The organism is Deltaproteobacteria bacterium (assembly GCA_016178705.1).
Classification (GTDB): Bacteria; Desulfobacterota; Binatia; order HRBIN30; family JACQVA1; genus JACOST01.
Genome location: JACOST010000028.1, coordinates 205,761 through 217,805, shown reverse-complemented (window position 1 = coordinate 217,805; position 12,045 = coordinate 205,761). Strand labels below are relative to the sequence as shown.

9 protein-coding genes are annotated in these 12,045 nt (G+C 62.9%); 5 read left to right on the top strand and 4 right to left on the bottom strand.

Going from position 1 to position 12,045, the window contains the following annotated elements:
• The 4 genes from hflB to HYR72_18005 all read right to left on the bottom strand — a co-directional run bounded on the left by hflB (window position 1) and on the right by HYR72_18005 (window position 4,635).
• Window positions 1–1,881, bottom strand: coding sequence for an ATP-dependent zinc metalloprotease FtsH (gene hflB / locus HYR72_18020; GenBank protein ID MBI1816880.1), 1,881 nt, complete (start codon window positions 1,879–1,881; stop codon window positions 1–3).
• Window positions 1,882–2,250: 369 nt separating this feature from the next.
• Window positions 2,251–2,676, bottom strand: coding sequence for a type II toxin-antitoxin system VapC family toxin (locus tag HYR72_18015; GenBank protein MBI1816879.1), 426 nt, complete (start codon window positions 2,674–2,676; stop codon window positions 2,251–2,253).
• Window positions 2,676–2,954 (bottom strand): type II toxin-antitoxin system prevent-host-death family antitoxin, encoded by a 279-nt coding sequence (locus tag HYR72_18010; protein ID MBI1816878.1) that lies wholly within the window; start codon window positions 2,952–2,954, stop codon window positions 2,676–2,678. The genes HYR72_18015 and HYR72_18010 overlap by 1 nt, the downstream gene beginning before the upstream one ends.
• 229 nt (window positions 2,955–3,183) lie before the next feature.
• Window positions 3,184–4,635, bottom strand: a complete 1,452-nt coding sequence (locus tag HYR72_18005) for a sigma 54-interacting transcriptional regulator (GenBank protein MBI1816877.1) — start codon at window positions 4,633–4,635, stop codon at window positions 3,184–3,186.
• Window positions 4,636–4,939: 304 nt separating this feature from the next.
• Here HYR72_18005 and HYR72_18000 point away from each other — a divergent pair, with 304 nt between their 5' ends.
• From HYR72_18000 to HYR72_17980, 5 genes are all read left to right on the top strand, one after another.
• Complete coding sequence (locus tag HYR72_18000) at window positions 4,940–5,191, top strand: hypothetical protein (GenBank protein MBI1816876.1); 252 nt, start codon at window positions 4,940–4,942, stop codon at window positions 5,189–5,191.
• Between the two features lie 30 nt (window positions 5,192–5,221).
• Complete coding sequence (locus HYR72_17995) at window positions 5,222–6,859, top strand: arylsulfatase (GenBank protein MBI1816875.1); 1,638 nt, start codon at window positions 5,222–5,224, stop codon at window positions 6,857–6,859.
• A 58-nt stretch (window positions 6,860–6,917) separates the two neighbouring features.
• A complete protein-coding gene (locus HYR72_17990; GenBank protein MBI1816874.1) occupies window positions 6,918–8,552 on the top strand; it encodes a haloacid dehalogenase-like hydrolase in 1,635 nt (544 codons plus the stop codon).
• 518 nt (window positions 8,553–9,070) lie between these two features.
• Window positions 9,071–10,942 (top strand): alpha/beta hydrolase, encoded by a 1,872-nt coding sequence (locus tag HYR72_17985; protein ID MBI1816873.1) that lies wholly within the window; start codon window positions 9,071–9,073, stop codon window positions 10,940–10,942.
• On the top strand, window positions 10,939–11,961 hold the full coding sequence (locus tag HYR72_17980) for a DUF4105 domain-containing protein (protein ID MBI1816872.1): 1,023 nt from the start codon (window positions 10,939–10,941) through the stop codon (window positions 11,959–11,961). The genes HYR72_17985 and HYR72_17980 overlap by 4 nt, the downstream gene beginning before the upstream one ends.
• Window positions 11,962–12,045: the final 84 nt, after the last annotated feature.

The following is a 12,045-nucleotide window of genomic DNA, read 5'->3' as shown; positions in this document are numbered from 1 at the left end:
CTAGGCAGAGCGGACCGCGCTCTGTTCGCGGTATTCCGCAATCATCCGGCGCAACTCATCGCCATCGATCGCTTCGGCGGTGATGAGGTGCTGCGCCACCCGCTCCAGCAACGCCCGCCAGTCGGTGAGGATACCGCGCACGCGGCTGTGCGCCGTCTCGAGGATCTTCTCGACCTCGGCATCGATGCTGCTGGCCTTGTCTTCACTGTAGTCCTTCGTCGTCATCAAGCCCGGCGTGTCGAAGAACGGCGAGCGGCGTTGACGATCGAACGTGCGCAGTCCCAGGGCCTCGCTCATACCGTACTGGGTCACCATGCTGAGCACGATGTCGGTGGCCTTCTGCAAGTCGTCTTGCGCCCCGGTGGAAATGTCGCCGAAGACGATCTCCTCGGCGACCCGGCCGCCGAGCAGCACGCACAACCGATCCTCGAGCTCGGAGCGGGTCATCAAGTAGCGGTCCTCGGTGGGTTGCTGTTGGGTATACCCGAGCGCAGCGATCCCGCGCGGGATGATCGAAATCTTGCGCACCGGATCAACGCCCGGTAACGCGCTGGCGACCAGTGCGTGCCCCGATTCGTGGTAGGCAACGATTTCTTTCTCGCGCTTGTTCATCACCCGGGTCTTGCGTTCGAGTCCGGCGACGACGCGATCAATCGCATCGTCAAAGTCGGCCATCGTAACCTCCGACCGCTCACGCCGCGCGGCGAGCAGCGCAGCCTCATTGACGATGTTGGCGAGGTCAGCGCCGACGAAGCCGGGCGTGCGCCCGGCCACCAGCGCCAGGTTCACGTCCGGCCCGAGTTTCACGGTGCGGGTGTGGACCCGCAGGATGGCCTCGCGGCCGCGCACGTCCGGCCGATCGAGCGCGACATGACGATCGAATCGTCCCGCTCGCAGCAGCGCCGCATCGAGAATCTCCGGCCGGTTGGTGGCCGCCATGATGATCACGCCGATGTTGGGATCGAAACCATCCATCTCGACCAGCAACTGATTGAGCGTCTGCTCGCGTTCGTCGTGGGTGCCGAGCGGATTGATCGCGCGCGATTTGCCCAGCGCGTCGAGTTCATCGATGAACACGATGCACGGCGCTTTCTGCTTCGCCTGTTCAAACAGGTCGCGCACGCGCGCGGCACCCACCCCGACAAACATCTCGACGAACTCCGAGCCGCTCATGCTGAAGAACGCCACCTTCGCTTCACCCGCCACTGCGCGGGCGAGCAAGGTCTTGCCGGTACCGGGCGCGCCGACCAGGAGCACACCTTTGGGAAGTTTCCCTCCCAGTCGCCGGAACTTCTCCGGCGATTTGAGAAACTCGACGACCTCCTGCAACTCTTCCTTCGCCTCGTCGACGCCGGCCACGTCAGCAAACGTGACCTGGGTTGCGCTCTCAACGTAAACCTTCGCCTTGCTCTTGCCGATGGCCATCAGCCCCGCCCCCGGACCAGCCGCCCCCATGCGCCGAAACACAAAGCCCCAGACGATGAGGAAGAACGCGACCGTGCCGACCCACGACATCAGGTTCGTGACCCAGGTTGCGGCCAGCCGCCCGCTGTAGGGCACGTGTTGCGCATCGAGCAGTTCGATCAACTTTCCATCTTCGAGGCGCACCGTGCGGAAGTAGTGCTCGGTGCCACCCCAGTGTTGAATCTGGCGCACCTGCGCTTCGGGCAACATGTCGCCCAGATCCGTCGTCGTGAATCGGCCTGTGATGTAATCCGGACTGATGACGACATCCGTCACCTTACCGGAGGCAACGAGCTGCTTGAATTGAGCGTACGTGATCTCGCCGACCTCCTCGTGCACGAGATAGGTATTGAGGAGGAGCAACACCGCCACCGCCGCGATGAAGTATCCAATCGAGAATCGAATGCGCTTCTGCATCTCCGCTTCGCCTCGCTTGACTCAGGCTATCGCATGCACGGCACAACGAAAACCCCGCGCAGCAGCGGCGGCAGAACCCGCTCGGCGAGATTCGAACAGCGGCGGTATTACGTCCCCGGCCGTTCGATCGCCAGCCTCTTCCGAGAGCGCGCGCGTGCTGAGCTTGGGATCGAGGCGCCTCAGAACTTCTAGTCGCGTAGTCAGTCAGTTCCTCCTCATCGGGCTTACGCTTCAAGACCGGGCTTCGACTCCACGGTCACGGTGCGATTCTCACGGGCCACCAGGTCGGTCGAAGCAGGTCATCGATGACGAGATGGCAACAAGACCGAGCGGAGAGACAAGAGAGTCCGCACCGTCATCCGACCCAGATCACGTCGAGGCCGAGTTGTATGGCCGCATCGCGCTGGCGGGCGTCGGCAGTGATGAACGGCACGGGCTGACCGGACAGCGTGCGAACCGATTGGGCCGCAGCGAGCTGTAGCGCGTCGAGTGTGCGGACGTCGGGGTGTCGCGCACAACTTGCTCGGCCAGGCCCAACACTGTGGGGCTCAGGCTCACCAGATCCCAGATCGCGCGATCGCGCTGGAGGCGCGCGATGATCGCCTCGAAGTCGGTCGTCGCCAGGTCGCCCGCTCGCCGCCGGCGATTGAGTGCCGAAAGCGCCTCAACCGGAGTGAGGGCGGACGAGACAAAGCGATAGCGACGCAGCAGGGTGCGGGCACGGACCGCACCGGCTTCGTGGACGTACCGCTTCACCACCACGCTGGTGTCGAAATAGGCGGAGGCCCGGGGCATCAGTCTTCGTCGCGCTCTTCGCGAATCGTGTGCGACAGCGGCGGCCCTTTGATGCGGCGCGGGCGGAACGGCGGCATGGGCCCGCGCCGGGTGGCGCGGGTCAACAGCCCTGCGGCTTCCATGCGGCGCAACGCGGCGTCCACGTCATCACCTGGGGGCAGCGGCTTGATGACCGCGATCGGCTTGCCGCGCTCGGTCAGCACGACCTCCTGCCCGGCCTTCACCGCTTTGATCGCCTTCGAGAAATGTTGGTTCGCTTCGCGCAGTCCGAGTTGCATAGGGGAACCTCCTAGGTAGTGACAGGCACTACATTAGGGTATCCGCCCGCTGCCATCAACCGGATAGGCGCGCGCCGCCACACTTCGAGGAAACCAAGCACGCCACCGCCGCGATGAAGTATCCAATCGAGAATCGAATGCGCTTCTGCATCTCCGGCTCGCCTCGCTTGGCTCAGGCTATCGCATGCACGGTGGAACGAAAACCCCGCGCAAGTTGTCGGCGGCGGCTCTACGTCCCGGGCCGCGCGATCGCCAGCTTCTTCATCCGAAAGCGCAGCGTACTCGGGTTGAGGCCGAGGCGTGCGGCGGCGTTGCCCACGCCGTTGACGCGCCATTCGCACGCACGCAGCACCGCGAGGATGTGCGAGCGTTCCAGCGACTCGATCGTGTCAGAGGTGCCCGCCGTCCTCGAGGTACCCCTGGCCCACAGCTCGTCGACGTGCAGCGTCGATCCGGCGGATAGGATGAGCGCACGCTCGATGACATTTTCGAGTTCGCGCACGTTGCCGGGCCACGGGTAGGACACCAGTGCCGTCATCGCCTGCTCCGGGATCTTGTCGATGCGTTTGCCCAGCTTGTTCTGTTTGCGGGTGATGAAGAACCACGCCAGCAACGGCACGTCCTCACGCCGTTCGCGCAGCGCGGGCATATGAATCGGAAACACCCCGAGCCGGTAGTAAAGATCGGCCCGAAACTGCCCCTGCGCCACCGCCGCCGCCAAATCGCAGTTGGTTGCAGCGATGACCCTGACGTCGACCTTCAACGTTCGCGTGGCGCCGACGCGTTCGAACTCACCCGACTGCAGCACGCGTAACAGCTTCGGTTGCAGGTCGGGCGCCAACTCGCCGATCTCGTCGAGGAAGATAGTCCCGCCGTTGGCCACCTCGAAGCGGCCGATCTTGCGGGTCACCGCGCCAGTGAACGCGCCGCGTTCGTGTCCGAACAGCTCGCTCTCAATGAGCCCAGCGGGTAGCGCGCTGCAGTTGACGGCCACGAAGGACTGCTCGCGCCGCGGACTGCGATTGTGGACGGCACGCGCGATGAGCTCCTTGCCTGTCCCGGTCTCACCGGTGATCAGCACCGCCGCGTCGGTTGGCGCGACCTGCTCTGCCTGCACCAACACGCGGCGCAAGGCGACGCTGTCGCCGACGATCTCCTCGAAGTCGTGCGACGCGTTTGCGTCCTCGCGCAGCAGCACGTTCTCGGCCTGTAGCCGATCCTTCAGCTCCCGGATCTCCGCCAACGCCTGCACGAGCGTCTGCTCGGAACGCGCGCGGACGATCGCGTTGGCAAACACCTCGCCGATAAGCCGAATCCGGCGAGTGAGCTCATCCGGGAGGGTGCGGTAAGTACGCATGGCCCCGAACGACATGATCCCCCGGAACGCGCCGCCGACGGCGATGGGAATGGTCAGGATTGATTTGAGCCCAACTTCCTCGCAATGCTGGCGCTCGGCCGCTGCTTCGGCGGGCAAGTCGTCGGGCAACCGCGTGAGTGCCAACACCTCGCCCGATTGCAGCCTCCCGCTGAACCATGGGTAGTCCCTGGCAAAATCTTCCGACTGAAATACCGGGATGTCGGAGCGAGCCCACGATGCGACGGCACGAACACGGCCGTCGTTCTGCGTAACTTCGAGAAACGTCGTCCGATCAAAGCCGAGACAATCTACCAGTCTGGCCATTGCGGCCTCGATCCGCGCTTGGACCTCCCCGGTTGGAAGGTTGATAAAGGTCGCTGAAAGGTCCGCAAGCAGGCGCTCGAACGCCAATGGATGAGTTGGAACCTGGCCCTCACCCGTTTGCGTGGGGACTTCGGCTGCGGTGCGCATCATCGTGACGCATTCCACTAGCGCAGTTGCCCGCAGTGTCAAAATGCTGAGAGCCGGTCGCAGCATGCTGCGAGACGGGCTCTCGGGACGCAGGCATCCAGCTTCATCGAAGGCATGAGGAGGCGCGGCATGTGATGTGCGTATCACGAGTAGTTGAATGGTTCGGCTCAACACCGAGAAGCAAGGCGCAACGTGGGTCATTCGGGTGTGCGGACAGCTCGGTCACGATGACGTACCGGCCTTCGAAGAGGCTTGTCGAGCAGTGATGGGACCGCTGTGTCTCGATCTCGCGGAGCTACTTGGCTTGGATGATCATGGGGTCGAGGCCATCCGGACGGCGCGCGCGAGCGGCGCCACTCTCAGCGGCGCATCGCCCTACATCGAGCTTCGTCTCGGTGCGGAGCCGTAAGTCAAGCGAAGACGCAAAGGAGGACGCAGCATGATTCAACGCAAGGGACTCAAGGCCACGCGGCTCATCGCCAGCGTGGCAGCGGGCGTAGCCCTGTGGATCGGTGGTGCGACCGCGCAAGAGGCCAAGCCCAAGGCGCCTGCGGACAAGAAACCCAACATCGTCATCATCTGGGGAGACGACGTCGGTCAGACCGATGTCAGTGCTTACTCGATGGGACTGATGGGCTTTCACACGCCCAACATCGATCGGGTCGCCAAGGAAGGCATGATCTTCACCGACTACTACGCCGAGCAAAGCTGCACCGCCGGCCGCGGGTCGTTCATCACCGGGCAGTCCGGCTTGCGCACGGGCTTGACCAAGGTCGGGTTGCCGGGCGCTGCGGTAGGGTTACAAAAGGAAGACCCGACGATTGCCGAGCTGTTGAAGGCACAAGGCTATGCGACCGGCCAGTTCGGCAAGAACCATCTGGGCGACCGCAACGAGTACCTGCCCACCGTGCACGGCTTCGACGAGTTCTACGGCAACCTCTACCACCTCAATGCCAACGAAGAACCGGAGCTGCCGGACTTTCCGAAAGACCCGGCGTTCCTCGCCAAGTTCGGCCCCCGTGGCGTGCTGGACTGCAAGGCCTCGAACAAGGACGACACAACGGTCGATCCGCGCTTCGGCAAGGTCGGCAAGCAGGTGTGCACCGACACCGGTCCGCTGACCAAGAAGCGGATGGAAACCATCGACGATGACGTCGCCGACCGAGCCGTGGACTTCATCCAGCGGCAAAACAAGGCCGGCAAGCCAGCCTTCGTCTGGGTGAACTTCTCCCACATGCACTTCCGCACACACACCAAGGCGGAGAGCATTGGCCAGGCGGGGCGCTGGCAGAGCCCGTACCACGACACCATGATCGACCACGACAAGAATGTCGGCTCCGTCCTCAAGGTCCTCGATGACCTGGGCATCGCGGACAACACCTTCGTCATGTACTCGACCGACAACGGTCCGCACATGAACTCCTGGCCGGACGCAGCGATGACACCGTTCCGCAGCGAGAAGAACACGAACTGGGAAGGCGCCTATCGCGTGCCGGCGATGGTCCGCTGGCCGGGTCACATCAAGCCGGGCAGCGTCTCGAACGACATCGTCGCTCACCTCGACTGGCTGCCGACCCTTCTGGCTATTGCTGGCGACACGCAAGTGAAAGAGGAGTTGCTCAAGGGCTACAAGGTCGGAGACGTGACCTACAAGGTCCACCTGGACGGTGACAACCTCGTTCCCTACCTGACCGGCCAGGCCGAGAAGAGTCCGCGGGTTTCGTTTCTGTACATAAACGACGATCAACAATTGACCGCTCTGCGCTACGACAACTGGAAGCTCGTCTTCATGGAGCAGCGGGCCAAGGGCACGTTGCTCCTCTGGGCAAACCCGTTCACCTCCTTACGGGTCCCGAAGATACTCAATCTCCGCACGGACCCATACGAGCGGGCGGACATTACTTCGAACACCTACTATGACTGGCTGCTGGATCACGCCTTCTTGTTGGTCCCCGCGCAGGCGTATGTGGGCCAGTTCCTGATGACCTTCAAGGACTACCCGCAGCGGCAGAAGGCGGACAGCTTCAACCTGGATGACGTTTTTCGGAAGCTGAAGGAAAGCGAGGGGTCGAAGTAGTACGGATGCGGTGGGGCGCTCCCACCGAAGCGCCACTAGTCCGCGCAGGAGGCAATCGATGAGAAGCTTGGTTGTGAAGACTCTGGTCGCTCTGCTGCTGCTCACAAAGGCGGCCTCCGCCCTCGACCCGCTCCCTTCCTGGAACGACACCGCAGCGAAGAAGGCGATCATCGCCTTTGTCGAGAAGGTCACGACGGCCGGCTCGCCGGATTTTGTGCCGGTGCCTGAACGCATCGCCGTATTCGACAACGACGGCACGCTGTGGTGCGAGCAGCCGGTGCCCGTTCAATTTTACTTCGCGCTCGACCGCGTGAAGGCGCTCGCGCCGCAGCATCCCGAATGGAAAACGAAGGAACCATTCGCCTCGCTGCTCAAGGGCGATTTGAAAACTGCGCTCGCCGGTGGTGACCACGCGCTCCTCGAACTCGTCATGGCCACGCACGCGGGCATGACCACGGTGGAATTCGAGCAGATGGTCAAGGACTGGCTCGCGACCGCGAGACATCCGAAAACCGGTAAGCTCTTCACCGAGATGACCTATCAGCCGATGCTCGAAGTGCTCGCCTACCTGCGCGCGAACGGTTTCAAGAACTTCATCGTCTCCGGCGGCGGCATCGAGTTCATGCGTCCATGGACGGAGCAGGCGTACGGCATCCCGCCGGAACAGGTCATCGGCAGCATCATCAAGACGAAGTTTGAAATGCGTGACGGCAAGCCCGTCCTCGTGCGTCTGCCCGAGCTGATCTTCAATGACGACAAGGCCGACAAGCCCGTTGGCATCCACCGGAACATTGGCCGCCGGCCCATCGCCGCGTTCGGAAACTCCCGTGGCGACCAAGAAATGTTGGAGTACACGCAGGGCGGCAGCGGCGCGCGGTTCGAACTCCTGGTGCTGCACGATGATGCCGCGCGCGAATTCGCCTACGGTCCGGCACGCGGACTGCCAGACGTCAAGCTCGGTGCCTTCCCGCCCGCGCTCGATGAACAAGCGAAGAAGGATGGCTGGACCGTCGTCAGCATGAAGGACGATTGGAAACAGGTCTTCCCGTCCGAGCAGTCCCCCGTCACCGCCATCGACATCCTGCTGGAGCCGGACGCCGTGATGCTGCAGCATTCCGAAGCCAACAACGCCCGCTTGCTCGCGGTCTTCCCGAAAGGTTTCGCACTGGATGCGGCGCACCGTCCGCACATCACGATGATCCAGTGTTTCGTCCGCACGGCGGACCTCGACAAGGTCTATGCCGCCGTTCACAAGGTGCTCGCCGCCGCCAACGTGAACGGCATGAAACTGGACGCCTTCAAATACTACTACGTCCCGAGCGGGGCCATCGGCCTCGCGGGCATTGTCGCGAAGCCGACGCCCGAACTGCTCAAGTTGCAAGAGGACATCATTGCGGCCGTGGCCCCGTTCACGGTGGACTCCGGAACCATGACCGCGTTCACCGCTGCGCACGACGACCCCGCAATCGACGCGCAGATGATCCAATACGTGTCGACGTTCGTAACGAAGCAGACCGGCGAGAACTTCAGTCCACACGTCACCACCGGTATCGCGCTCCGCGAATACCTCGACGCAATGCTCACCGAACCGTTCGAGCCGTTCACCTTCTCGCCAGCGGGCGCGGCCGTTTACCAACTCGGCCCGTTCGGCACGGCGGCGAAGCAACTCAAGGAGTGGGATTTGAAGCCGTAGTCCGCAGAGTCGCAGAAGCCCGGGCGATCAAGGTGGGCTGCCCGTTCTCAAGGGCGCTTACGCTGACAAGCTGGGCGGAACACCCAGTCGGGAAACGCCGCCGGTCGAAGAATGACACGCAGGCCGCCGCGGCGGAGACCACCAACACGTACCAACGCGCCTTCGCCGCCAGCATGGACGGCCGCGGCTATTCGGTGAAGTGAGCGGCGGATGCAGTCAAATGCGAATCACGAAAACACGACAGAGGGAAAGTGCGAAATGAGAAAAAGGCCCTCACCCTCCGCTTCGTAATTTCGCGATTTCGCGCCTTCGTGATTCTCTGATAGCGGGGGGCACCCGATACGGAATCCAACCATTGCATTCCGGATCTGCGCTAGATCTGTGTTCATCGGTGGTTCCGTCGTTGTGTCAGATCAAGGCTAAGAAAGGCTGAAGCTCGCGTGACATATACCAGACGGAGTCAAAACGTGCGGCCCACTTTTCGGCGCCCAATCCGAGCCCGATTGCTGGCTCTTGCAATGAGCGTGGGGGTGGCCGGGCTGGCCACCGGCTGTGCGCCGCTGGTCGGCGTCAAGCATCTCTCCGCGCGCGACGTGGGCCGCTCGTATACCAGCAATGTGCTCTCTACCGACGATCTCAGCGACGCGACACGCATCGCTTTGCGGCGGCACAATCTGGTCGAGCAGTTCGATGACAAGCCGGAAGACGCCCTCGCGCAACTGCACCGCGCCGTGCTGAGCGAAGGCGCGGCCAACGATGATCTGTTCGCCTTGGCGGAGCTCTCGTTCTTTCACGCCGAACGCGGCGGCAAGCAGTCCTACTATCTCGCCGCCGCAGTCTACAGTTTCGCCTTTCTGTTCCCCGAGGACGCGACGCATCGACCGGTGGCCATGGATCCGCGCTACCGCTGGGCTTGCGATGTCTACGATCGCGCCCTCACCCTCGGGTTCAAAGCGGCGAAGGGAGACAACATCGAGCCGCGTGCGGGCCGTTACCAATTGCCGTTCGGCGTACTCAACGTGGAGTTTGACGAAACGGATCTGACCTGGGGAAACCGCCGGCTGAAGGACTTCGTGCCGGTGGCCGAGTTGGAGGTGATCGGCCTGCGCAACCGCTACCGCTCGCACGGCATCGGTGCGCCGCTGGCCGCCACTACCGAACGCACAGGCTCGAGCCAGCCCGGCGATGACTTCGTCGGCCCCTTCGTGCGCATCCCCCTCACCGCGGTCCTGCTCCTCGAACATCCGCGGCAACAGCTCGTTGGTCCTGAGCTGAGCGCCACGCTCCGCCTCATCGCCGCAAACAGCGCGGACACGATCGCCATCGGCACCGAAACCGTTCCGCTGGAAAACGATCGAACAGCGGCGATCGCGACGACGCTGGCGGCAAATTCAATGTTGGAAAACGAGCTGTTCAACTTTCTGGGCAATGCGACGGGCATGCACGGCCAGAGCCGTCTTGCCGCGCGCGAGCCCTTTCAGCCCGGCCGTATTCCGGTGGTGTTCGTCCACGGAACCAACTCGAGTCCGGCACGCTGGGCTGACATGGTCAACGATCTCGAGGCCGATCCCTGGGTGCGCCAGCACTATCAGTTCTGGTTTTTTTCGTACGACAGCGGCAACCCCATCGCCTACTCGGCGATGCTGCTGAGGCGCGCCCTGAAGAAGGGCATCCAGACCTACGACCCGGAAGGTCGCGACCCGTGCCTGCAGCACATGATTGTCATCGGCCACAGCCAGGGGGGGCTGCTCACCAAGATGACCGTGATCGATTCCGGGGATCGGTTCTGGCGCAATGTCAGTGACACACCGATCGACCAGCTGCATGTCTCCGAAGACACGCGCGCCCTGGTGCAGGAAGCGATGTTCGTTGAGCCGTTACCGTTCGTGAGTCGGGTGGTCTTCATTTCTACGCCGCATCGCGGCAGCTATCTCGCCGGTCCGGAGCTGGTGCGCCGCGTGGTGCAGAAGCTGGTCTCGATGCCGAGCACGCTGGTGCAAACCGGCGCCGATCTGTTCTCCAAAGACGACGTCAAGCCGTACTTGAAAATGCAGACGCTCCCCACCGCGATCGACAACATGTCTCCCGGCCATCCCTTCATTCGAACCATCGCGGAGATTCCGGTGGCGCCGGGCGTCCACGCGCACTCGATCATCTCGGTCGACGGCGATGTCCCGAAGGAAAGCGGCGGCGACGGCGTGGTCAAGTATGTCAGCGCTCACATCGACGGCGTCGAGTCGGAGTACGTCGTGAACTCGCCGCATTCATGTCAGTCGAATGCCGACACCATCGACGAGGTAGACCGGATTCTGCACTTGCACGCCGCCGATGTCGCGTGCGGTCGTTCGGACTCGGCCGCCAGCGCACCGCGCAGCGCGGTGGAGCCATGAGACGCACCCTGGCAAAGGTCGCGACACGCACCCTCCTGGTGATCGTCATTCTGGGCCTCTCAGCGTGGGCGGCTCTGGCTCTGTACTTGGGGCCTTTGCAATCCACGCTGTGGGCCGCCGCACTCGTTGCGGCGGGGCTGGTCGCCGTTGTCGCCGCAGTCCTGCCTAGCCTCCGCTGGTGGCCCCTAGCATTGTTCACGGCCGCCTTCATCGCCTTCCTGCTTCGCTGGGACAGTGTCCAGCCATCCAACGATCGCGAATGGCAACCCGATGTCGCCGTGCTGCCCTTCGCCACTTTCGATGGCGACCTGGTGACGATCCACAACGTCCGCAACTTCGACTATCGCAGCGAGACCGACTTCACCCCGCACTACTACGACAAGACCTACGACATGCAGCAGCTCGATTCCGCCGACCTGATTGCCGTCTACTGGATGGGCGATGCCATCGCGCACATCATGCTGAGCTTCGGCTTCGCCGAACACGACTTCGTCACGGTCTCGATCGAGACGCGCAAAGAGGTCGGCGAGACCTACGACACCATCAAGGGCTTCTTCCGGCAATACGAGTTGATCTACATCGTCGGCGATGAACGCGACCTGATCCGGCTGCGCACCAACTACCGCAAAGATCCGCCCGAGGACGCCTACCTCTACCGTACCAACGCTCCGCCCGAGAACGTCCGCCGGCTGTTTCGAAGCTACTTCGACAAAATCAACGAGCTCAAACAGCACCCAGGCTTCTACAATACGCTGACTACGAACTGCACGACGAATGTGCTCATGCACACCAAAGTGAATCCCGGTAGCCACGCCTACTCGTGGAAGATCCTGTTGAGCGGCTACGCGCCGCTATACGCGTACGAGCGAGGGCGACTCGACACCAGCCTGCCGTTCGAAGAGCTGAAGCAGCGCTCACACATCAACGCCGCCGCCCACGCCGCGGATCAGGCCGCCGACTTCTCGCAGCAGATTCGCGCGGGCTTACCGAATCCATCGGCGGGCAATTCCGAACACTGAGCGCGCGCTCGACGCCGCGGCCGAGCGGCGAATTTTCTTGACTCATCAATAGGTGGGTGTTACCGTTTTCCTCGACGCTTGGGT